Origin of the sequence: Holophaga foetida DSM 6591 (assembly GCF_000242615.2) — a bacterium.
Taxonomy (GTDB): Bacteria; Acidobacteriota; Holophagae; order Holophagales; family Holophagaceae; genus Holophaga; species Holophaga foetida.
Window position 1 is genome coordinate 168,158 of the sequence record NZ_KI912268.1, and the last position, 20,373, is coordinate 188,530.

At 63.4% G+C, this 20,373-nt stretch carries 18 protein-coding genes, 1 tRNA gene and 1 pseudogene; 10 read left to right on the plus strand and 10 right to left on the minus strand.

Annotated features, from left to right (window positions below; genetic code table 11):
- Positions 1 to 8: 8 nt before the first annotated feature.
- Positions 9 to 2,072: an FAD-dependent oxidoreductase gene (locus tag HOLFODRAFT_RS0200770; protein WP_005037421.1), complete on the minus strand. Its 2,064-nt coding sequence runs from the start codon at positions 2,070 to 2,072 to the stop codon at positions 9 to 11.
- A 680-nt stretch (positions 2,073 to 2,752) separates the two neighbouring features.
- Here HOLFODRAFT_RS0200770 and HOLFODRAFT_RS0200775 point away from each other — a divergent pair.
- Positions 2,753 to 3,682: a LysR family transcriptional regulator gene (locus HOLFODRAFT_RS0200775; RefSeq protein WP_005037419.1), complete on the plus strand. Its 930-nt coding sequence runs from the start codon at positions 2,753 to 2,755 to the stop codon at positions 3,680 to 3,682.
- On the opposite strand, the gene HOLFODRAFT_RS18615 is transcribed toward HOLFODRAFT_RS0200775, so the two are convergent.
- The gene (locus HOLFODRAFT_RS18615; RefSeq protein WP_005037416.1) at positions 3,630 to 5,939 is read right to left on the minus strand and encodes a DNA topoisomerase 3; all 2,310 of its coding nucleotides are present in this window, start codon (positions 5,937 to 5,939) and stop codon (positions 3,630 to 3,632) included. The genes HOLFODRAFT_RS0200775 and HOLFODRAFT_RS18615 overlap by 53 nt on opposite strands.
- A 134-nt stretch (positions 5,940 to 6,073) precedes the next feature.
- On the opposite strand from HOLFODRAFT_RS18615, the gene HOLFODRAFT_RS0200785 reads away from it, so the two are divergent.
- Positions 6,074 to 6,970, plus strand: coding sequence for a diguanylate cyclase (locus tag HOLFODRAFT_RS0200785; protein WP_005037413.1), 897 nt, complete (start codon positions 6,074 to 6,076; stop codon positions 6,968 to 6,970).
- A 75-nt stretch (positions 6,971 to 7,045) separates the two neighbouring features.
- On the opposite strand, the gene HOLFODRAFT_RS25015 is transcribed toward HOLFODRAFT_RS0200785, so the two are convergent.
- Both HOLFODRAFT_RS25015 and HOLFODRAFT_RS25020 read right to left on the minus strand, forming a co-directional pair.
- Positions 7,046 to 8,074 (minus strand): 2-oxoacid:ferredoxin oxidoreductase subunit beta, encoded by a 1,029-nt coding sequence (locus tag HOLFODRAFT_RS25015; protein ID WP_005037411.1) that lies wholly within the window; start codon positions 8,072 to 8,074, stop codon positions 7,046 to 7,048.
- A 3-nt stretch (positions 8,075 to 8,077) separates the two neighbouring features.
- Entirely contained in the window at positions 8,078 to 9,853 is a 1,776-nt protein-coding gene (locus HOLFODRAFT_RS25020) for a 2-oxoacid:acceptor oxidoreductase subunit alpha (protein ID WP_005037409.1), read from the minus strand.
- Between the two features lie 140 nt (positions 9,854 to 9,993).
- On the opposite strand from HOLFODRAFT_RS25020, the gene lexA reads away from it, so the two are divergent.
- The 4 genes and pseudogenes from lexA to HOLFODRAFT_RS0200815 all read left to right on the plus strand — a co-directional run bounded on the left by lexA (position 9,994) and on the right by HOLFODRAFT_RS0200815 (position 12,424).
- The gene (gene lexA / locus HOLFODRAFT_RS0200800) at positions 9,994 to 10,647 is read left to right on the plus strand and encodes a transcriptional repressor LexA (RefSeq protein WP_005037407.1); all 654 of its coding nucleotides are present in this window, start codon (positions 9,994 to 9,996) and stop codon (positions 10,645 to 10,647) included.
- 77 nt (positions 10,648 to 10,724) lie between these two features.
- Positions 10,725 to 11,300: pseudogene (locus tag HOLFODRAFT_RS25665) on the plus strand (GTP-binding protein); the annotation flags it as partial.
- A gap of 436 nt (positions 11,301 to 11,736) precedes the next feature.
- Positions 11,737 to 12,312 carry a LolA family protein gene (locus HOLFODRAFT_RS0200810; RefSeq protein ID WP_005037403.1) on the plus strand — a complete coding sequence of 192 codons (576 nt, stop codon included), beginning with the start codon at positions 11,737 to 11,739 and terminating at the stop codon, positions 12,310 to 12,312.
- 36 nt (positions 12,313 to 12,348) lie between these two features.
- A tRNA-Ile gene (locus HOLFODRAFT_RS0200815) sits at positions 12,349 to 12,424 on the plus strand.
- 126 nt (positions 12,425 to 12,550) lie between these two features.
- On the opposite strand, the gene rpe is transcribed toward HOLFODRAFT_RS0200815, so the two are convergent.
- Genes rpe through HOLFODRAFT_RS0200830 form a run of 3 tightly spaced genes read right to left on the minus strand, consistent with a single transcriptional unit; the run spans position 12,551 to position 14,780 of the window.
- Positions 12,551 to 13,234, minus strand: a complete 684-nt coding sequence (gene rpe / locus HOLFODRAFT_RS0200820) for a ribulose-phosphate 3-epimerase (protein WP_005037401.1) — start codon at positions 13,232 to 13,234, stop codon at positions 12,551 to 12,553.
- Positions 13,231 to 14,205, minus strand: a complete 975-nt coding sequence (gene trxB, locus HOLFODRAFT_RS0200825) for a thioredoxin-disulfide reductase (RefSeq protein WP_005037399.1) — start codon at positions 14,203 to 14,205, stop codon at positions 13,231 to 13,233. The genes rpe and trxB overlap by 4 nt, the downstream gene beginning before the upstream one ends.
- Positions 14,206 to 14,222: 17 nt before the next feature.
- A complete protein-coding gene (locus HOLFODRAFT_RS0200830; RefSeq protein ID WP_005037398.1) occupies positions 14,223 to 14,780 on the minus strand; it encodes a nitroreductase family protein in 558 nt (185 codons plus the stop codon).
- A 67-nt stretch (positions 14,781 to 14,847) separates the two neighbouring features.
- Here HOLFODRAFT_RS0200830 and HOLFODRAFT_RS0200835 point away from each other — a divergent pair, with 67 nt between their 5' ends.
- Both HOLFODRAFT_RS0200835 and HOLFODRAFT_RS0200840 read left to right on the plus strand, forming a co-directional pair.
- Complete coding sequence (locus tag HOLFODRAFT_RS0200835; protein WP_005037396.1) at positions 14,848 to 15,381, plus strand: TetR/AcrR family transcriptional regulator; 534 nt, start codon at positions 14,848 to 14,850, stop codon at positions 15,379 to 15,381.
- 74 nt (positions 15,382 to 15,455) lie between these two features.
- Positions 15,456 to 16,259 (plus strand): nitroreductase family protein, encoded by an 804-nt coding sequence (locus HOLFODRAFT_RS0200840; protein ID WP_005037395.1) that lies wholly within the window; start codon positions 15,456 to 15,458, stop codon positions 16,257 to 16,259.
- Between the two features lie 57 nt (positions 16,260 to 16,316).
- Here the strand turns inward: HOLFODRAFT_RS0200840 and HOLFODRAFT_RS0200845 are convergent, their stop codons facing one another.
- Complete coding sequence (locus HOLFODRAFT_RS0200845; protein ID WP_005037392.1) at positions 16,317 to 16,820, minus strand: Lrp/AsnC family transcriptional regulator; 504 nt, start codon at positions 16,818 to 16,820, stop codon at positions 16,317 to 16,319.
- Positions 16,821 to 16,910: 90 nt separating this feature from the next.
- On the opposite strand from HOLFODRAFT_RS0200845, the gene kdsA reads away from it, so the two are divergent.
- The gene (kdsA, locus tag HOLFODRAFT_RS0200850) at positions 16,911 to 17,741 is read left to right on the plus strand and encodes a 3-deoxy-8-phosphooctulonate synthase (RefSeq protein WP_005037390.1); all 831 of its coding nucleotides are present in this window, start codon (positions 16,911 to 16,913) and stop codon (positions 17,739 to 17,741) included.
- Positions 17,742 to 17,745: 4 nt separating this feature from the next.
- Here kdsA and HOLFODRAFT_RS18625 read toward each other — a convergent pair whose 3' ends face one another.
- Complete coding sequence (locus HOLFODRAFT_RS18625) at positions 17,746 to 18,309, minus strand: hypothetical protein (RefSeq protein ID WP_005037388.1); 564 nt, start codon at positions 18,307 to 18,309, stop codon at positions 17,746 to 17,748.
- 4 nt (positions 18,310 to 18,313) lie between these two features.
- Positions 18,314 to 19,096 carry an N-acetylmuramoyl-L-alanine amidase family protein gene (locus HOLFODRAFT_RS0200860; RefSeq protein WP_005037386.1) on the minus strand — a complete coding sequence of 261 codons (783 nt, stop codon included), beginning with the start codon at positions 19,094 to 19,096 and terminating at the stop codon, positions 18,314 to 18,316.
- A gap of 2 nt (positions 19,097 to 19,098) precedes the next feature.
- Between HOLFODRAFT_RS0200860 and hisS the strand changes: the two genes are divergently transcribed.
- A complete protein-coding gene (gene hisS / locus HOLFODRAFT_RS0200865) occupies positions 19,099 to 20,343 on the plus strand; it encodes a histidine--tRNA ligase (RefSeq protein WP_005037384.1) in 1,245 nt (414 codons plus the stop codon).
- Positions 20,344 to 20,373 lie beyond the last annotated feature (30 nt).

Here is a 20,373-nt window from a genome sequence, read left to right on the forward strand (position 1 = left end):
AACCTCGATCAGCGATGGGAGTAAGCGCTCCAGAACTTCTGCTCGGTGATCCGCAGGCGCAGATCGCACTGGAGGCAGCGGCTGGATTCCTGGTGGGCCTTCTCGTCGTCGTAGCCTTCGGGGCAGTCGCAGCGCGGGGCGGCAGCGAAGCTTGCCTCGGTTCCCAGGACGGGATTGGGCTCGGAAAGCGGGGCCAGGACCTCCTCGATCTGGCCGTTGCCGCCCAGGAAGCGGTCAATGGAGGCCGCGGCGCTGCGTCCGGCGGCGATGGCCGCGATGACGGACTTGGTGCCCGTGACCACATCGCCTGCGGCGAAGATCCCGGGCTTGGGGGTGGCCAGGGTGATCTCATCCACGGTGACGCGGTTGCCGCGTCCCAGGGGGAGTCCGAAGTCCTCCGTCAGGTCCGGGCGCTGGCCCACGGCCATGATGATGGTGTCGGCCTCGATGACGCATTCGGAATCCGGCACCACGTCCAGGATGGCCTGGCCGTTGGCGTCGAAGCTGAAGGAACGGATGCTGACGCAGCGGACGCCGCTCACCCTGCCATCCTTGCCCAGGATCTCGTTGATGTTGACTGAAGGGTGGATCCGGGTGCCCTCCTCCAGGGCCTCTACGATCTCCTCGGGGCTGGCGAGCATCCTGTCCCGGGCCTCCAGGCAGATCACGTGGACCTCCTTGGCCCCCAGGCGCCGGGCCACACCCGCGCAATCGAAGGCCACGTTGCCGCCGCCCATGACCACGACCCTTTCGCCCACGGGCTGTGGGGTTCCCAGGGCTGCCAGGCGCAGGAATTCTGCGTTGACGAGGATTCCCGCCTGATCGGAGCCGGGGGTGGGGAGCTTGATGCCCTTGTGGGCGCCCACCGTCACCAGGGCGGCATCGTAGCCTTCGGCCAGGAGCTGATCGGCGGATGCCACCTTGCTGCTGGTCCGGATCTCCACCCCGACCTTGCGGATCTCGTCGATCTCGGCGTTCAGGACCTCCACCGGGAGGCGGTAACCGGGAATGCCCACCCGCATCATGCCCCCGGCCTCGGGAAGGGCCTCCAGGACCGTGACGGCGTGGCCCTGTTTGGCCAGGTAGTAGGCGGCGGTGAGGCCCGCGGGCCCCGAACCCACCACGGCGACCTTCTTGCCGGTGGGGGGGAGCTGGCGGGAAGCGGCCTTCCAGCTCTCGTCGCCGTGTTCAGCGGCGTAGCGCTTGAGGGCCCGGATCGAGATGGAATCGCTCAGCTCGCTGCGGCGGCAGGCGCTTTCGCAGAGGTGATCGCAGATGCGGCCCAGGGCGGCGGGGAAGGGCACCTTCTCCCGGATCACCGCCAGGGCTTCCGAGGGCTTGCCCTCCCGGACCAGGCGGACGTAACGGGGGATGTCGATTCCGGCGGGGCAGGTGCTGCGGCAGGGGACGATGGCCGCCTTGCGGTTCATGTTGGGATCCAGGAGGCCCTCCTGGTCCCGGATGGAGCCCGTGGGGCAGACCTCGATGCAGCTTCCGCAGAAGCGGCAGTCCGCCTCCGCCAGGCTGAGTCCGTCCCGCACTCCGATGCGGGTGCGGCCATCCTTCTTGATGAAGGTCAGGGCGCCTACGCCCCGGAGCTCCCCGCAGGCCCGGACGCAGCGCCCGCAGAGGATGCAGCGGCCCATGTCATGCATGACCAGAGGGTTGGAGGTGTCGCTCGGGACGATGTTGACCCGCTTGCGCAGCCGCTGGTCCGTGACCTCCAGATACTGGATGAGGGACTGGAGTTCACAGGCCCCAAACTTGGGACAGCCCGTGCAGTCCGAGGGGTGCCCCGAGAGCATGAGCTCGGTGGACAGGCGGCGCATCTGCTTGAGCTTCTCGGAGCGGGTGGTCACCACCATCCCCTCCTGGACCGGCGTGGTACAGGAAGTGCAAGCGCCCTCCCGCCCTTCGATCTCCACGACGCAAAGGCGGCAGGCCCCCACGGGGTCCAGATTCTCATGGGAGCAGATGTGGGGGATGTAGATGTCGGCGTCGAGGGCGGCCTGGAGGAGCGACTTGCCCTCCTCGGCTTCGACTGTTTGACCGTCAATGGATAACGCGACCATGGATGCACTCGTTGATTAATTATTCAAAAAAAGAAGCACGAGAACCCTCAGGTTCTGCTGCGACCCGACCCGATCTCAACGCCCTTTTGCTCAAAACTGACCATATCAAGCGTCCGATATCGAATAGGCTAGCGTGGAAACCGGCCTTCAATCATGGAGATTCAAGATACCTATCATCGGCTGCGACGATTTCAATCATAAGGAGTCTGTCCGTGGGGTAGGTATCACCTTTGTCGATGTTAGGTATCCGTAAAACAGATGATTCCAAGGTGAGCATGTATGGGGTTGGATAATATTTCTCATTAATAACAAGATAAGTGATCCACTCCACCGCCTTTTTCATGGTTACCAATTACTCGGCTCAGCCCGTGAGAAAGGGGATGGCTACGACCCAAAAGCAGCAAAAAATGGTATTTAGCCAGGATGAAGGGGATGAAAGGGATGAAAGGGATGAAAGGGATACAGATTCAAAGAACGAGTCCCCGCCGCCAGAGCCGAATCCTGCTTTTCTCTGTGCGCTCTCTTTTGAACCTCTGTGCCCTCTGTGTTTACTCTTTTGATCCTTCACCCTCAGCCAGACCAATGATCGGGCAGGGGTATTACCGCTAGCTGGGTGCTGAATTTGATCGGAAGATGATCCTGATCTAAAATTCAGGCCAACGGGACGCGCGAGGGACGGAATGCACTTCAATCAGCTGGATCTCAATCTGCTCGTGGCTCTGGACGCATTGCTTGATGAAAAAAACATCACTCGGGCGGGCAACCGGATCAACCTGAGCCAGTCCGCCATGAGCGGGTGCCTGGGCCGCTTGAGGGAATTCTTCAATGACGAGCTGCTGGTGCAGGTGGGTCGGAAGATGGTGCCCACCCCCCTGGGGGAGAGCCTCGCGAAACCCGTCCAGGACTGCCTGGTCCACATCCAGTCCACCATCGCCACCAAGCCCACCTTCGATCCGACGGTGTCCCAGCGCCACTTCAAGATCATGATTTCGGACTACATGTCCATCGTGTTCATGCCCGAGGTGATGCGCAGGGTGCACGAGGAGGCGCCGGGCCTGACCTTCGAGATCGTCTCCAGCGCCGACTATCCCCTGGAGGCTCTGGAACGGGGGGAGATCGATTTCCGGGTGCTGCCGGACAACTTCCAGGCACCCTCCCACTCCAGTGAGGTGCTCCTGGAGGATGTCTACACCTGCATCGTATGGAAGGACAACAGGGAGGTCGGCGATACCCTTTCGATCGAGCAGTACCTCGAGATGCGCCATGTCCTGCTGCGCTTCGGGCGGGAGCGCGCTCCCTCCAGGGACGAGATCTTCCTGAGCCGTCTCGGCTACCATCGTCGCATGGATATGATTGCCACATGGTTTGGCGTCCTGCCTCACTTTGTCGTGGGTACGAGCCGCATCGCCACCATTCCCCTGCGTTTGGCTAACATCTTCCTTGATCACTTTCCCCTGCGTCTCATCATGCCGCCCATCGCCATCGAGCCCATGGTGCAGACGATCTGCTGGCACAGCTATTACGACCAGGACCCCGGGAAGATCTGGGTGCGGAAGTTCATGAAGGAAGTGGCCCAGAGCCTGGGGCCGGTGTCTCCTCGGATGATGTAGCCAGTTCCCTCATCGTTCCGCAGCTCCCGCACCGGGCGAAGAACTGCCCCTTGCGGGTGCTGGGGATGATGCGGGCGGGCTGGCCGCAGACTTCGCAGGTGGCGGTTGCCGGTGGCGCGGCCTGGGGGCTCTGGACTGTCCTTTCCTCCTGCCAGCGATCACAGATGGCGCAGATCCTGTTCCCGTTCCGGGTGGCCCGCACCGGACCCTGGCAGAAACGGCAGATCTCAAGGGCCTTGCCCTCGGGATCGGTGTCGTAGGACACCCGGCAGTCGGCGTCCTTCTCCGCCGCGCACTTGACGTAGTGTCGTCCCTGCCAGTCCCGCTGGTGCAGGTTGGAGCCGCACTTGGGGCAGCTTCCGATCACGGGGCCGAAGGGGCGCCGGGAACCGGTGGGGGCCTTGGCCTTGATTTGGGCGATGAGTTCGGTCACGAAGCCCCGGATGCGGCCCATGAAGGCATCCCGCTGGGCCTCGCCCCGGCGGATGCGCTCCATCTCGGCCTCCCACTGCCCCGTGAGCTGCGGGCTGGTGAGGGTTTCGGCCTGGAGGCCCTGGATCAGTTCGATACCCTTCTGGGTGGGCTGGAGGATGTTCCGCTTGCGCTCCATATAGGAACGTTTCAACAGGGTCTCGATGATATTGGCTCTGGTGGCGGGGGTGCCCAGGCCGCAATCCTTCATGGCGCCCTTCAGCTCGTCATCCTCCAGTTCGCGCCCGGCGCCCTGCATGGCCCCCAGGAGATCGCCTTCGCTCATGCGCTTGGGAGGCGAGGTCTTTCCAGCCTTGGGGTAGAGCTCCTTGGTATCCACGGCCTGGCCCTTGGTGACCGGGGGCAGGGTGCCGGTCTCCTCGTCTTCCTCGGGTTCCTCGGCTTCGGAATCCTTGGCCTTGGCCTCTTTCTTGGGGCGGCTGTGGGGCGGATCCACCTCGGACCAGCCCAGCTCCTTCACCACGGTGCCCGTGGTCTTGAAGGTCTGGTCCAGGACCTTGGTGACGATGGTGGTCTTGGCCTCGATGCGCTCCGGGAAGTAGGCCCCCAGGAAGCGGCGGGCGATGAGCTCGTAGACCTTGGCCTTGTCCCCCGAGAGGTTGCGGGCCGGGTTCTCCGTGGGCACCAGGGCCGAGTGGTCCTCGACCTCTTTGTCGTTGACGAAGCGCTTGTCCAGTTTCACGGGCCAGCGCTTGCGCAGAACCTCCACGAAGGGCTTCAGCTCCTCGAACTGTCCCTGGGAGATGGACTTGATCCATCCCGGGGCCTTCTCGGCATCGGCTTCCGTGAGGTAGCGGGAGTTGGTGCGGGGATAGCTGATGAGCTTGGATTCGTAGAGTTCCTGGGCCACCTCCAGGGTGTGCTCGGCCGTGAAGCCGAAGCGCTTGTTGGCCTCCTTCTGGAGAGTGGTCAGGTCGTAGAGGAGCTCGGGGCGTTTCTTCTCGGTCTTGGAGGTGACGCTGGACACCTTGCCCGGCTGGCCCTGGAGCCGCTCCGCCAGGGCCCTGGCATCCTCTTCCCTGTCGAAGCGGTCCTGGTCCTTGCCTTCGAGCTTCTGGAACCACTTGCCCTTGTAGGTGCCTTCTGGCGCGCCGAAGATGCCCCATAGGGTCCAGAAGTCCTTCGGGACGAAGTTCGTGATCTCGAGTTCCCGATTGACGAGCAGTGCCAGGGTGGGGGTCTGGACACGGCCCACGGAGTAGACGCCCTCACCGCCGGAGCGCCGCATCACCAGGGTCTGGGCCCGGGTGCAGTTGATACCCACCAGCCAGTCGGCCTCCTGCCGACAGCGGGCGGCATCCCGGAGTCCGATATAGGCTTCGCCGGGCTTCATGGCCCCATAGGCTTCCCGGATGGCGTCATCCGTGAGGCTGGAGGTCCAGAAACGGAACACTGGCTTGTCGCAACCCGCGAGGCGGTAGACCAGATCGAAGATCAGCTCACCCTCGCGCCCGGCGTCCGTGGCATTCACGACATCGGTGACGTCATCCCGCTTCAGGAGGCGTGCCACCACCTCGTACTGATCCTTCGAGCTTTCGATGGGGGCGTACTGGAAGGTCTCTGGGAAGAATGGCACCGTGTCGAGGCGCCAGGCCTTCAGGTTGGGGTCGTAGCCTTCGGGTGCCAGGGCTTCCACGAGGTGGCCGACGCACCAGGTGATGATCAGGTCCTGGCCCTGGATGAAGCTCCTGCCACTGCCCTGGACTCCAAGGGCGGCCGCGATGGCGCGGCCCATGCTCGGTTTTTCGCTGATGATGAGACGCAAGGGCAGTCCGGACGAAGATGGAAGTTCGATTATGCCCCAAGTTGGGGAGCGGAGACCTGTGGCGCTGCGGCGGACGCGGAGTAAGATGGGTGCATTCCCCCTGTTTCAGCCCCTATGTCGTACCGGAGTCTCCCATGAACGGCAAGCCATCCATCCTGGTCGTCGATCCCTCCCTCCAGGAAACCGAATCCCTGAGGGCCATGTTCGGTGGGGAGTTCGAAATCCTCAGCGCCGCTTCCTGTTCCGAGGGGCTGGAGTCAGCCCGTCATGCCTCACCGGATCTCATCCTTCTCAATGCCGCTCTTCCGGATTGCGATGTCTTCGAGGCCTGTGGGCAGTTCAAGCAGGAACCCATGGTGAAGGAGACGCCCTTGATCCTCCTGGGGGGGAAGGAGCAGGAGGGTTTCGAATCCAAGGCCGTCAAGGCGGGATGCGCTGACTTCATTCCGCTGCCTCTCCGCCCCTCCCTCACCCTGGCCCGGGTCCGGCAGCATGTGGAGGCCGGACAGTACCGGTCCATCCTCAGGCAGATCTCCTGGATCGATCCGGTGACGGGGCTGCCCAACGAGGCCCATATGGAGAGTTCCCTCCAGGTCGAGTGGCGCCGGGCCGCCCGGAACCGGACCTCCCTGGCCCTGGTGCTCATTGCCCTGGACCATTTCGAGGCCTACCAGCGGAGCCACGGCCGCCATGCGGTGGAAGAGTGCCAGCGTCGGCTTTCCGCCATCCTGGGCGATGGCATCCAGCGGGCGGGGGATGTGATGGGGCGTCACGGCGGAACCGGCTTCGTCTGCATCCTTCCCGAGACCGACAACATCGGCGCTGTTTCCGTCTGCGAGCGCTTCCGGGCTGAGGTCTATACCGCCGCCATCCCCAATCCCCACGCCAAGATCGGCATCCTGACGGTGAGTCTGGGGGTCGCCACGCTTCTTCCCTCCAGGGGTGACGCCCTGGCCGACCTCAAGATCGCCACCGAGGAGGCCCTGAACCGCGCCATCCTGCGGGGTGGGAACCAGGTTGTGTTTGCATGATCCCTCCCGGCCACCGGGAGAGATCATTGAGACGTTCCATCCTGAAAGGGGGGAGGCTTCGACCTCTCCCCTTTTCTACGCCAATTCCTCCATGATCCTCAGCAGCACCTCGGGCCCGGGCTTGAGGGTGCTCTGGGGCAAGGCTGTCAGGGGCGTCTGGGTGGTCTTCACGAAATCGTGGAGGGTGGGCTTGTCGGGGTGGCAATAGAGGAGCCCCGTCAGAAGTTCACCCTTCTCCCGGGATTCGTGGACGATCCGCCATGCTTCGATCCGGTTCGAGGGGTCGTAGTCCTCGTGGAGGGTCCGGAAGGTGATGCGGCTGCCATCGGGGAAGGTAACCTCGCGGGATTCTCCTGCGGGGATCTCCACCGGCTCCGTGTGGAATGGGGGGATGAAGCCCAGCTCCTGGAGCGGGATCTCGCGTTGCTTGGCGCTCTGGTAGGAGCGGGTGCTGGTTTCGTGGTTGTTCCAGGTGACGCAGGGGCTGATGACATCCAACACTGCGGTGCCAGGATGGGCGAAGGCGGCCTTGATGAGGGTCTTGAGCTGCTTGGGGTTGCCGCTGAAGGAACGGGCCACGAAGCCGCAGCCCAGCTCCATGGCCAGGGTGCATGGATCCACGGGGGGGAGTTCGTTGACTTGGCCCCACCTGAGGGCGGATCCCTGGTCCGCCGTGGCGGAGAACTGGCCCTTGGTGAGGGCATAGACGCCATTGTCCTCGATGATGTAGACCACGGGCACATTGCGGCGGATCAGGTGGGTGAAGTGGTTCAGGCCGATGGACATGGAGTCGCCATCACCGCTCACCAGGAGGTTCTTCATGGAGCGATTGGCCAGGGCCACCCCGGTACAGACCGCCGCGGCGCGCCCGTGGATGGAGTTGAAGCCCCAGGCGCTTCTCAGGAAGTAGGCTGGGGTCTTGCTGGAGCAGCCGATCCCCGAGAGCTTGGCGACCTGATGGGGTTCCAGGCCCAGTTCGAAGGCGGCGTGGATGATCTGGAGGGTGATGCCCTCGTGGCCACAGCCCACGCAGAGGGTGGACTTGCCCCCCGTGTAGTCCTGGAGGCTGAGGCCGAGCTTGTTGGTCGTGGGAGAGGTGCTCATGGTTCACATCTCCTGGGAGAGGATCTGGTCGACGATGGTCTGGGCGGTGATGGGGGTGGAGTCGAAGTGGAGGACGCTTCGCAGTCTGGGGGCCTCTTTCGGAAAGAATTCCTTCAGGAGGGCCGCCATCTGGCCGTCCCGGTTCTGCTCCACCACGTAGACCACCTCCATGGACCGGAGGAAACCCCCGATGGTTTCGGAGAAGGGCAGGGCCCTCACCCGCAGGTAGTCGAGGCGGGTCCCGTGGTGCTCCCGGAGGATGTCCAAAGCCTCCATCACCGCTGGATCGCTGGAACCGTAGGCCAGGACACCCCGTTTGCCCCCGCATTCCAGGTGGATGGGCTGCGGCAGGACGGAGGCGGCCGAAAGGATCTTCCGCTGGATGCGCAGGAGCACCTCCGTGTATTCAGCCGGGTTCTCGGTGTAGACGGCCTGGGCGTTGTGCCCCGAGCCGCGGGTCAGGTAGGCGCCCTTGCCGCCGGGGGTGCCGGGCAGGGTGCGGTAGGGGATGCCATCGCCATCCACATCCCGGTAGCGCCCCCAGGCCTGGATCTTTTTCAGGGCTTCTTCATCCAGGACCTTGCCTCGGTCGAGATTGCCCTCGGGGTATTCGAAAGGGTTTGTGATCCAGCTCTGCATGGCCAGATCCAGGTCCGACACCAGGAATACGGGGGTCTGGAATCGCTCTGCCAAGTCAAAGGCGTCGTAGGTGAAACGGAAGCACTCCTCCATGGTGGCCGGGTAGAGGTTGATGTGGAGGGTATCCCCATGGCCGGCCTTGGCGCAGAGCTTGATGTCCGACTGGCTGCTGCGGGTGGGGAGCCCGGTGGAGGGGCCGACTCGTTGCACATCCACGAAGACCCCGGGAACCTCGGCGTAGTAGGCGAGTCCGATGAACTCCGTCATAAGGGATAGTCCGGGGCCGGAGGTGGCCGTCATGGACCGGGCCCCGGCCCAGCCAGCCCCCACCACCATCCCGGCGCTGGCCAGTTCATCCTCCATCTGCAGGATGGCCACGGTGGGACCGGCTGTTTCTGGGTCAAGGCGATGAGAGGCCGCATACTCCGCCAGGCCCTCAATGAGACCGGTGCTGGGGGTGATGGGGTACCACCCCACCACCGTGACCCCCGCGAAAAGGGCGCCCAGGGCGCAGGCCGTATTGCCATCGATGAGAAGTCGGGCCCCGCTCCTGGGTTCACGCTGTACCCTGAGTTCCTCCTGGTCCGGCAGATTGGCCAGGGCCCACTGGTAACCAGCGTCCATGGCTGCATGGTTCAGGGCTTCGGCCTTGCCTTTGAGCAGTCTGGCGAGGGCAAGGGTGGCCTCGCTCATCTCAATGCCCAGGAGCCTGACCAGGACCCCGACGTAGACCATATTCTTCACGAGCCGCTGGAATTTCATCTCGGGGCAGCAGGCCGTCGCCAGTTCCTGGAAAGGCACCCCGAAGGCGGTGATATCCTGGCGGCAATTCCCCAGCTTGAGGGACTCGTCATAGATGCACAGGGCTCCGGGGGGGAGCCTTGCGATGTCCTCGGCGGCGCTTTCGGGATTCATGCAGACCATCAGATCGGTTTCTGGTTTGCGGGCCGCATAACCCCTGTGGCTCAAGCGGATCTGGAACCAGGTGGGCATCCCCGAGATGTTGGAGGGAAAGAAGTTCTTGCCGCTCACCGGCACGCCCATCTGGAAGATGGCCCGCATCAGGACGTTGTTCGCGGTTTGGCTGCCTGAGCCGTTGACGGTCGCCACTTCGATGGAGAAGTTGTTCACCCTCGTCATCGCTCACCTGCCTGGTAGATCCTCTGGATCGTCATCAACATGGGTTCTCCTTGAGGGCTGTGATCGGATGGGAAAATGTCAAAGCAAAAAAAGCGAAAAAAAGGTTGACCGGCACGAATCCTTTGCCTAGATTTGGATGCATGAAAGCTACAAATCTGACCAGGCGCCAACTCTCCGTGATTCAATTCATCCGTACCTTCCTCCAGGAGGAGGGCCGGAGTCCGACCCTCAAGGAGATTGCGGATGGCGTGGGCTCCAGTGCGGTCAGCACCATTCACAAGCATGTTCAGCATCTTATCGAAAAAGGCTTCCTCGATCGCAGTCATGGCAAGGGGAACAACATCATCCTCGCCGACATGGCCGATGAACCCAAGGCGGAGTCCCCTGCGCGGCCACCGGTGGAGCGCGCCATGGGGCGCCTCTTTCCTTTCTGCGGCGATGTCGCGGCCGGCGCCCCGTTGCTTCCCGAGACCCGGGCCATTCCCCTGGAGGTTCCCAACAGCATCCATCGTGATCGGGAGGGCCTCTTCGTACTCAGGGTGCGGGGGGAGTCCATGACGGATGACGCCATCCTGGATGGCGACCTGGCGGTGCTTCAGCGTCGGGGTGAATACCGCAACGGCGATCGCGTGGTGGCCCTCATTGATGGGGAGGAGGCGACCCTCAAGGAATACCGCCGGGATCCCCAAGGGGTTTGGCTGATTCCCCACAATCCTGATCTGGGCCCCAAGTGCTATTCTCCCGATCGGATCGACATCCAGGGGGTGCTGGTGGGGGTCATGCGCAGTTGCTGATCTCCTGTGCGTTATCGTTGCTTGGTTCCCACAGGGTCTTCAAGCTACACTAGCTGCACATACAGGGGTTCATGACGATGGTTTTCTTCAATCACGCCACCCGGCAGATGACGGCGAAGATCGTCTACTACGGACCCGGTCTGTGCGGAAAAACCACGAACCTGAACACCATCTACGGCAAGACCAGCCAGAAGGCCAGGGGAGAGATGGTCTCCCTCAACACGGAAACGGATCGGACCCTCTTCTTCGACCTGCTGCCCCTGGACGTGGGCACCATCGGTGGGTTCAAGACCAAGCTCCAGCTCTATACCGTGCCTGGCCAGGTCTTCTATAACTCCACCCGCAAGCTGGTGCTCAAGGGTGTAGATGGCATTGTCTTCGTGGCTGACAGCCAGACGCCCATGCTGGACGCCAACAAAGAGAGCTTCCAGAACCTCGGGGACAACCTGCGGGAGCTGGGGCTGGAACTGGGGGACATCCCCATCGTCTTCCAGTGGAACAAGCGGGACCTCAAGCAGATCATCCCTGTGGAGCAGCTTGAGGCGGAACTCAACCCTCGTCAGGCGCCCAGCTATCTCGCCATCGCTTCAGAGGGAAACGGCGTTTTCGAGACGCTGCGGGGGATCACTAAGCTGGCCCTTGCCCATATCAAGATCCAGCATCTGGCGGACATGGGCGATGCTCGTGGGAAAACGGAGATTGCGGTCGCCTCTGGGTCTCCTCCCTTGATCAAGCTGAACGGAAACCCTTCCGGGCTTCTGCCTCCAGTGGTTGTTCCCAAAATGACCATGCCGCACATCTCGCCGACCACTTCGAAACTCGGCAAGGGCGTCGCGGTGCCGGTCTTGCCCAGGCCCGCCGTTCCCTCCCCCAGGCCCATGGCCAAGTTGCCCAGTCTCCAGCCCATCGCTGCTCCCGCACCGGAAGGCCTCCGGGTGACCTTGTCCGAGACTATGGACGACTCGGATCTGGAATTGCGGGTCCAGGTTCTCCAGGGGGGACAGGTCGTCGGAGAGCTGAGTGTGGAGAAGTCTGCTCCCACCAGGGGAGGGGCGAGCCGATTTTCCCTGGTCCTGAAGCGGAGCTGATGTGCTGAAAGCCCTTCTGGGTCTGGCCTGTGCCAGCCTTCTGGCTGCCCCTCCGGCGTGGTGGCAGGGGCTCAGGTCCTCGCCCCGCCTGGAGAGCCCCTTCATCCAGGAGTCCGATAGCGCGGTCTTCGGCAAGGTCAGGCGTACGGGACGGCTCCAGGTCGCGCCCGGGGGCAAGGTGCGCGTGGCATACGACAAGGGCCTGCTGGTGGTCTGTGATGGCCGGACCCTGGTGCAGTACGATCCTGCTGCCCGCACAGCCCAGCGCGCTTCCTTGCGATCTCTGCAGCGGGAGATGCCCCTTCTGAGCATTCTCGTGGATCCCAAGGACCTGGATCAGGCCTACGAGATCCGATACCCCGGGGGGGAGCGCCTGGAACTGATTCCTCGCCGCCCCGGGGGGATCAAGGTTGATCTGGAAGGCCGGAAGGGGCTGCTCTGGAGAATCCATTGGGTGGACGCCACCGGCGCAGGGCAGACCTTGGAACTCACGCAGCCCCGTGCGATGGCCCCAGTGGATGCAAAGACCTACCGATTCCAGGCCCCCGCCGGTACGCGGTGGATCGGAGAACCCTGATTAGAAAAAGCCATCCCGAACGGATACAATGGATGCGGCCCTATAGCTCAGCGGTCAGAGCTGGCGGCTCATAACCGCTTGGTCCTCGGTTCGAATCCGGGTGGGGCCACCAGAAAACCCCCTGGAAATCAAAGGTTTCCAGGGGGTTCTGCCATTCTCCGGCTTTGGCTGAGCCGTTGATTGCACGGCCTTGCGCCTGGATCCTGATGGGACCCGGGGGCACGCGCCTTGCCAGCTACTATCGGGCCGACATCTTCGCCTGTAGTTCCGCGATGGCCTTCACGGGATCCGGGGCCTTGAATACGGCATTCCCGGCCACCAGGACATCGGCCCCGGCCTGGACCAGTTCCCGGGCGTTGCCCATGCCCACGCCGCCATCCACCTGGATCATGAAGGGGATGTTGCGCTCCCGGCGCAGGGTGTCGAGGCGGGCCACCTTGTCCAGGATCCTGGGGATGAAGCTCTGGCCGCCGAAGCCGGGATTGACGCTCATGAGGAGGACGAAGTCGAAGTCCCCGACCAGGTCCACCAGACCCTCCACGGGGGTGCCGGGGTTCAGCACGACTCCGGCCTTGGCTCCGGCTCCTCGGATGGCCGACAGGGTGCGGTGGATGTGGGGATCGGCTTCCAGGTGGACGGAAACCCAGTCCGCCCCCGCCTGGATGAACTCAAGGGCGTAGCGGCCGGGGTTCTCGATCATCAGGTGGCAGTCCAGGGTGAGCTTGGTCTCCTTCCGGAGTGCTGCCACCACGGGCATGCCAATGGTGATGTTGGGCACGAAGTGTCCATCCATCACGTCCACATGGACGACGCAGGGTTCACCGGCCTCCATCACCTTCAGGCCATCGGCCAGGCGGGCGAAATCGGCGGAGAGAATGGAGGGAGCCAGCAGGGGCGTAGGGATGCGCAGGGGCTCGCTCATTCCGCGATCCCCTGTTCGGTCATCCAGCGCTCTGCGTCGATGGCCGCCATGCAGCCGGAGCCGGCTGCGGTGATGGCCTGCCGGTAGGTGTGGTCCTGGACATCCCCCGCGGCGAAGACGCCTGGAAGACAGGTCCGGGTGCTGCCCTTCTCCACGAGGAGGTAACCCGCTTCGTCCGTGGGGAGCTGCCCCTGGAAGAGGCTGGTGTTGGGCTGGTGCCCAATGGCCACGAAGAGGCCCTCCACCGGGAGTTCGGAAGTGGAGCCGTCCACGGTGTCCTTGAGGACGAGGGCGCGGATCTTCTCCACGCTCTCACCCGTGGGCAGGGCCACGGAATGGGTCAGGACATCGGTCACCGTCTTGTTCCAGGCGACCTGGATCTTGGGGTTGGCCAGGGTCCGCTCCTGCATGGGTTTGGAGGCCCGGAACTTGTCGCGGCGATGGATGAGGGTCACCTTGGAGGCGAACTTGGTCAGGAAGGTGGCCTCTTCCAGGGCGGTGTCGCCGCCGCCGACCACGGCGATCTCCTTGCCCCGGTAGAAGAATCCGTCGCAGGTGGCGCAGGCGGAGACGCCGCCCCCCTTGCGGGAGAGGATCTCATCCTTGGCGATGCCCAGCCACTTGGCGCTGGCGCCGGTGGCGATGATGAGGGCGTCGCAGGTGTACTCGCCCTGTTCGGTGACGAGGCGGTAGGGACGGCTGGATAGATCGGCCTTGGTGACGGTTTCGGGCAGGATCTCGGCGCCGAAGCGGGTGGCCTGCTCCCGCATCTCGTCCATCAGGGCCGTGCCCTGGACTCCCTCGCGGAAGCCCGGGAAGTTCTCAACCTCCGTGGTCATGGTGAGCTGTCCTCCGGCCTGGACGCCTTCGAAGACCAGGGGGGTCAGGTTGGCCCGGGAGGCGTAGATGGCCGCGGTGAACCCCGAAGGGCCGGTGCCGATGATGATGAGCTTGCGGTGCTGGGTGGTCATGGATCTCTCGGGAAATGCTACTTGAGGACGGTGATGGTGTTCTCTTTGCGGGGGGCGGCCTGGGCTTCGGCGGCCTTGTGCCCGAAGGCCCCGGAGCCGATGACGACGAACCCGGCGGGGATGTGCAGCTCCTTGCGGAGCTCCTCGTTGGCGCCGCCGTTGAAGAGCATGCTGACGGCGTGGATCCAGCAGGAACCCAGGCCCATGGATTCCGCCGCCAGGAACATGTTCTCCAGGGCCACGGCGCCATCCAGGCGGCCAGTGTGGACCTGCTCATCCACAGCCACCAGGATCAGGGTGGGGGCCTGGTAGCAGATGCTGAAGTTGTTCCCCTTGGCCCGCTCTTCCATGGCCTTGACGCCGGAGCCCAGGAGCACTTGGCGGCAGGCTTCGTTGATGCGGTGGAGGGTCTCGGGGTTCTGGACCACCGTGAAGTGCCAGGGCTGGCGGTTCATGCCGCTGGGAGCGAAGCGGGCGGTCTCCAGAAGGACATGGAGCTCCTCCTCGGAGATCTGACTGGGAGTGTAAGCCCGGGTGCTGCGGCGCTTCAGGATCGTCTTAACCACTTCGTTCATTTCAACTCCTTACCACTGAGCTTCAGCTTAAGTGGAGTCTGATCGAGCTACAAGGCTCGGTTCGGAGATGATCGCCCTTCAGGGCTATAACGCCACGGGTCTCGATTCGGTTCTCAAGGAAGCCTGTGTCCCCAAAGGATCGTTTTATTATTACTTCAAGAGTAAGGAGGATTTCGGACTTGCGGTGATTGATCATTTTGCCGCGCATATGGAAGATCATCTGGCGAATGTCCTCCGGGATGATGTGATAGGCCCTCTTGATCGAATCCGCAATCTTCTGAAGGAAGGCCTGAGGCTCATCACGGAAAACCAATGCGCCAAGGGCTGCCTGATCGGAAACCTCGCCCAGGAATTGGCCGCCCAGAATGAACGTTTCCGCGTCAGACTGGACGAAGTCTTCAGGATGTGGCGGGGACAGATCGCCAACTGCCTTCGGGAAGCCCAGGGGGTCGCCCAGCTTCCCACCAGTCTTGACCCGGACGTCACTGCCGGCTTCATCCTTTCAGGCTGGGAAGGGGCCATTCTTCGGTCCAAAGTCGGGAGATCTCCCCAACCGATGCAGGACTTTATTGACGTTCTGTTTGCCACCGTTCTTCGGTAGTGCTCAATCCATTTTTTACCTACTATGTAGACGACCGGTCTATTATTTTTAAATCATCAAACAGGAGGGCTTTCATGGGTCTTGTCACCATCGACCACACCACTTGCGCAAAGGACGGCCTCTGTGGCGACGTCTGCCCTGTAGGGCTTTTCGACACGAACACGGAAGGTTTCCCTGTTTTCCGCGCAGGTGGCGAACAGATCTGTTTCGATTGCGGCCACTGCGTAGCCATCTGTCCGAGTTCAGCGCTGCAGCATGAAAGACTCCCCCTGGCTCAGTCCTCGGCCATCGACCGCACCCTGAAGGTGTCCCTCCCTGCCTTGGATCAGCTCATGGAAAGCCGTCGATCCGTGCGGGAGTTCAAGACTGAACCGCTGCCCCAGGCCCTGATCCACCAGACCATCGAGGTTGCTCGCTGGGCCCCCACCGCCGTCAATCGCCAACCTCTGTCGTGGCTGGTCATCCAGAACCCCGCGGAGGTTCAGCGTCTGGCGGGTCTGGTGGTCGATGCGCTCCGCCAGGACGCGGACCTTCCCCCCCGCTACGCGGCTTTTGTCCAGATGTGGGATCAGGGCATGGATCCTGTCCTCCGGAAGGCCCCCCATCTGGTGGTGGTCCATGGCCCTGATGATTGGGCTTGGTGTGCCGAAGATGGTGCCATCGCTCTTAGCCAATTCGAACTGGCGGCGGCGGCCAGGGGAATGGGCACCTGTTGGGCCGGATTCCTTATGCACATCGCAAAGGTCTATCCACCACTGCAGGCAGCCCTGGGCCTTCCGGAGGGTCATAGCGTCTGCGGTGCCTTGATGCTGGGTATGCCCAAGTACCGATACCAGCGCATACCGCCGCGCAATCCGGCGAAGGTGGAGTGGCGGTAACCCTAAGGCTGGATCTCCCGTCGCTCCGTCCCTATCGGGGGCTGAGCGGCTGGGCATTCACTTCTTCCGTGCCTTGCTCCCGGTGGGCTCAGCCGGCACGGGACCCGGCTTGGCGAAGAGGGTCTGGAGGACCATGGTGGTGCGGGTCTCCACCCGGGTTCCCATGGCGCGGATGCGCTTGAGGCGCTCCTGGAGACCCGCAGGGGAGTCGGCCACGATCTTCAACAGGAGCTGATCCTCCCCGGTGATGGCGTGGGCCTCCAGCACGTCCGGCTCCTTTTCCAGGGCCTCCAGGAAAGGGGTTTCTGCCGTGGCGTCCGCTGATTCGTCGAAGCGGACGGCGACGTAGGTCACGATGGGCTTGAGGACCGAGGCGGGGCTCACCCGGGCCCCGTAGCCCTGGATGATGCCCTCGGTCTCCAGGCGCTTCACCCGCTCGATGAGGGTGGGGCGGCTTACGCCGAGTCGTGTGGCGAGGACCGCGTGACTGATCCGGCCTTCCTTGAGAAGGACTGCCACCAGTTGCCGGTTCAGATCATCATTGAGGAGGGGCTTCGACATACAAAAAATTCCGTTCCCATCGTCTCATGCTTCGGTCGGAATTGTGCTGATGCTTAGGGTCTGCATTAGACTTGGGATTCGAGGAAAACCATGGACTTCCAGAAACCCTACACCGACCAGAGCTTCTTTCTCATCGCCGGCCCCTGCGTGATCGAGTCCAGGGAGCATGCGATGTTCCTGGCGGAGCGCCTTGTGGACATCACCGAGTCCAGGGGGATCCCCTTCCTCTTCAAGGCCAGCTTCGACAAGGCCAACCGCACCTCCCTCTCCAGCTATCGCGGCATTTCCATGGAAGAGGGCCTGGAAATCCTGTCGGAGATCCGCCAGCAATACGGGATCCCGGTGCTTACGGACGTCCACGAGGCTGGCCAGTGCGCCAAGGTGGCCGCGGCGGTGGACGTGCTCCAGATCCCGGCCTTCCTGTGCCGCCAGACGGACCTGTTGCTGGCCGCTGCAGCTACTGGGCGGCCAGTCAATGTGAAGAAGGGCCAGTTCCTGGCCCCCTGGGACATGAAGAACGCCGTGGACAAGGTGCGCTCGGTGCCTGATTCCGATGCCGTCTGGGTCACGGAGCGGGGCACCACCTTCGGATACGGCAATCTGGTGGTGGACTTCCAGAGCTTTCCCCATTTGAGGAAGACCGGCTGCCCGGTGATCTTCGACGCCACCCACAGTGTCCAGAAGCCCGGCGCCCTCGGCACCGCCACCGGCGGGGCCCGGGAGATGATCCCCACCCTGGCCCGGGCGGCGGCTACGTCGGTGGACGGCTTCTTCTTCGAGGTCCACGAGAACCCTGAAAAGGCTCTCAGCGACGGTCCCAACGCCATCCGTCTGGACCACTTCGGTGCCCTGCTGGACCAGCTTCTGCCCATCTGGCGGGTGAGCCGGGCGGCGGCGCTGGCGGATGGCGCAGGGAAGTGATCCCTTACTCGTACTCCACCACGATCTCCATCCCCACGATCTTCCGCTGCAATCGGATGCGCCGGAGGTAGGGCCACCAGTCGTACAGGAATGCCTCCAGGGGGCGCCACCAGGAGACCCATCCGAGGATGAGCAGGCCTTCCTTGAGGATCTCCCGCCAAGGGGTGGGGCGCATCCTGGCGATGACGGTGCTGTTGAGGGTGAGGCAGGTTCCCAGGAGGATGGCGGCGACGAGGGCGGCGATCTGGCCTTGGGCCAGGAGGCGCTTGAGTTTGCGGGTGGTCAGTTCGATCTCGTATTCGAAGTGGGCTCGGATGGCGGCCACCAGCTCCTCGGGGCGCAGGTGATGGGGCAGGGGCTCATCCTCGAAGAAGAGGAGGAGCTTGAGCGGCTTGCCCAGCGGGAACTCCTCCACGGCCGACACCAGGTAGTCCACGGCGTCGTCATCCAGGTCCCGCTCCCGGAAGGGGGCCGGGTCCCGGGCGTCGAAGAGCTGGCGGGAATTGCGGAGGCGGAGCTCGATGAGGACGGTTCCTTCTTCCTCGCGGTACCGGTTGTGGCTGGCCATGACCCTACCTCGGTCCCAAGATGGCCTTTCGTCTCGAGGTTGGCAAGCCATTGGCGAAGAATCGTCGCACCCCTTGGGTGACCGCCTCGGCCACTCTCTTCCGGAAGGCCGGATCCCGGAGCTTGGCCTCCTCCTTGGGGTTGGAGATGAAGGCCGCTTCCACCAGAGCGGCGGGCATGGCGGCCCGCCTCAGGACGGCGAAGGGTGCCTGTTTGACGCCCCGCTGCTTGATGTTGCCGATCTGGTTCAGCTGGGTCTGGATGGCCACCGCCAGTCGTTCCGAGTCCTGGAGAAAGGCCTTCTGGGCCAAGTCGTCCAGGATGCCAGCCACCACGTCCTGGGTTTCAGGATTCCTGTCGCCTCCGGCGTTTTCCAGTTTCGCCACTTCAGCAGCATCGGCATCTCCTTGGTCCAGGCTCAGGAAATAGACTTCGGATCCCCGGGCCCCCTTGGATCTGGCGGCGTTGAAGTGCAGGCTGAGAAAGAGGTCGGCCCCGGCATCGTTGGCCTTCTGGGCCCGTTCCCACAGGGGCACAAAGGTATCCTCCTTACGGGTGAGCAGGACCTCGAAACCCGCGGTCTCCAAGGCCTGGGCCAGGGCCAGGGCCAGGTCCAGGGAGGCCTCCTTCTCCTGTAGCTTCTTGACGCCGATGGCACCCCCGTCCTCCCCCCCGTGGCCAGGGTCCAGGGCGATCTTGAGGCGCTGGGGGTGGCTCGGGAGCTTGGGGGTTTGGCTCCAAGCCAGTAGGCTGGTTAGGAGGGTGAATAGGATCCCTGGGAGTTTCACAGATGGCTCAATCCGTCAAAGGCACGCGAGACTTGTTCGGCAATGATGTGCGGTGGTTCCAGCATATCGAGGAAACCGCGAGGCGTGTCTTCCAACGGCACGGCTATGAGGAGATCCGCACCCCCATCCTGGAGGAGATCGAAGTCTTCAAGCGCAGCGTGGGGGAGAGCAGCGACATCGTCCACAAGGAGATGTACGACTTCATGGACAAGGGGAACCGCCATGTCTGCATGCGGCCCGAGAATACGGCCGGGGTGGTACGGGCGGCCATTCAGCATAAATTATTAATTAATAACGACCCCCGCCTGCTCTTCTATGTCGGTCCCCAGTTCCGCTACGAGCGCATGCAGGCGGGGCGCTACCGGCAGTTCTGGCAGATCGGCGCCGAGAGCTTCGGTGTGGCCTCCCCCGAGAGCGAGGCCGAGAGCCTGCTCCTGCTCTTCGAATTCTTGCGGGAACTGGGCCTCAGGCATCTCCAGCTCTCCATCAACTCCGTGGGCACCGCCGAGTGCCGTCCGGCCTTCCACGCCGCCATCCGGACCTTCTTCGAGGCGCGCCAGGAACGCTTCTGTGCCGACTGCCACCGCCGTATCCAGGAGAACCCCCTGCGGGTGCTGGATTGCAAGGTGCCGGGCTGCCAGGAGGCCCTGGAGGGCCATCCCTTGATCGTGGACCACCTGGACGAGGCCTCCCGGGCCCATCACGAGCGCCTGAAGGCCCTCCTGACCGCCATGGACATCCCCTTCGTCGAGAACCCCCGTCTGGTGCGGGGCCTGGACTACTACACCCGCACGGCCTTCGAGGTCCTGAGCAGCGATCTCGGGGCCCAGTCAGCCCTGCTTGGCGGCGGGCGATACGACGGCCTGGTGAAGCAGCTCGGAGGTCCCGAGACCCCCGCCTTCGGCTGGGCCATCGGTCTGGACCGCCTTGCCATCCTCATGCAGGCCCTCCATGGGGATGCTCCCGTGGAAGCCCCCGCCGTGCTCATTCCCCTGGGGGATGCCGCGACCCTCAAGGCCTTTGAGCTGGTGCGTCAGTGGTGGGCCCAGGGCTGCCGGGTCCAGCTGGAGACCCGCAACGCCAACCTTAAGAAGGGCATGACCTCCGCCAACCGCCTGGGGGCTAAGCTGGCCCTGATCCTGGGGGATGGCGAGCTGGAGAAGGGCGTCATCGCCGCCAAGGATCTGGCGGCTGGTACCCAGGAGGAATGGCCACTGGAAGAAGTTGCGGAGCGGCTGCCCCGGTAAGACTCTGTCCTGCGGCCGGATGTCCATGCG

Excerpts from the sequence above, each read along its gene's own strand:
- HOLFODRAFT_RS0200770 (WP_005037421.1), bottom strand. The coding sequence starts at position 2,072 with ATGGTCGCGTTATCCATTGACGGTCAAACAGTCGAAGCCGAGGAGGGC.
- HOLFODRAFT_RS0200775 (WP_005037419.1), top strand. The coding sequence starts at position 2,753 with ATGCACTTCAATCAGCTGGATCTCAATCTGCTCGTGGCTCTGGACGCA.
- HOLFODRAFT_RS0200785 (WP_005037413.1), top strand. The coding sequence starts at position 6,074 with ATGAACGGCAAGCCATCCATCCTGGTCGTCGATCCCTCCCTCCAGGAA.
- HOLFODRAFT_RS25015 (WP_005037411.1), bottom strand. The coding sequence starts at position 8,074 with ATGAGCACCTCTCCCACGACCAACAAGCTCGGCCTCAGCCTCCAGGAC.
- HOLFODRAFT_RS25020 (WP_005037409.1), bottom strand. The coding sequence starts at position 9,853 with ATGACGAGGGTGAACAACTTCTCCATCGAAGTGGCGACCGTCAACGGC.
- lexA (WP_005037407.1), top strand. The coding sequence starts at position 9,994 with ATGAAAGCTACAAATCTGACCAGGCGCCAACTCTCCGTGATTCAATTC.
- rpe (WP_005037401.1), bottom strand. The coding sequence starts at position 13,234 with ATGAGCGAGCCCCTGCGCATCCCTACGCCCCTGCTGGCTCCCTCCATT.
- trxB (WP_005037399.1), bottom strand. The coding sequence starts at position 14,205 with ATGACCACCCAGCACCGCAAGCTCATCATCATCGGCACCGGCCCTTCG.
- HOLFODRAFT_RS0200830 (WP_005037398.1), bottom strand. The coding sequence starts at position 14,780 with ATGAACGAAGTGGTTAAGACGATCCTGAAGCGCCGCAGCACCCGGGCT.
- HOLFODRAFT_RS0200835 (WP_005037396.1), top strand. The coding sequence starts at position 14,848 with ATGATCGCCCTTCAGGGCTATAACGCCACGGGTCTCGATTCGGTTCTC.
- HOLFODRAFT_RS0200840 (WP_005037395.1), top strand. The coding sequence starts at position 15,456 with ATGGGTCTTGTCACCATCGACCACACCACTTGCGCAAAGGACGGCCTC.
- HOLFODRAFT_RS0200845 (WP_005037392.1), bottom strand. The coding sequence starts at position 16,820 with ATGTCGAAGCCCCTCCTCAATGATGATCTGAACCGGCAACTGGTGGCA.
- kdsA (WP_005037390.1), top strand. The coding sequence starts at position 16,911 with ATGGACTTCCAGAAACCCTACACCGACCAGAGCTTCTTTCTCATCGCC.
- HOLFODRAFT_RS18625 (WP_005037388.1), bottom strand. The coding sequence starts at position 18,309 with ATGGCCAGCCACAACCGGTACCGCGAGGAAGAAGGAACCGTCCTCATC.
- hisS (WP_005037384.1), top strand. The coding sequence starts at position 19,099 with ATGGCTCAATCCGTCAAAGGCACGCGAGACTTGTTCGGCAATGATGTG.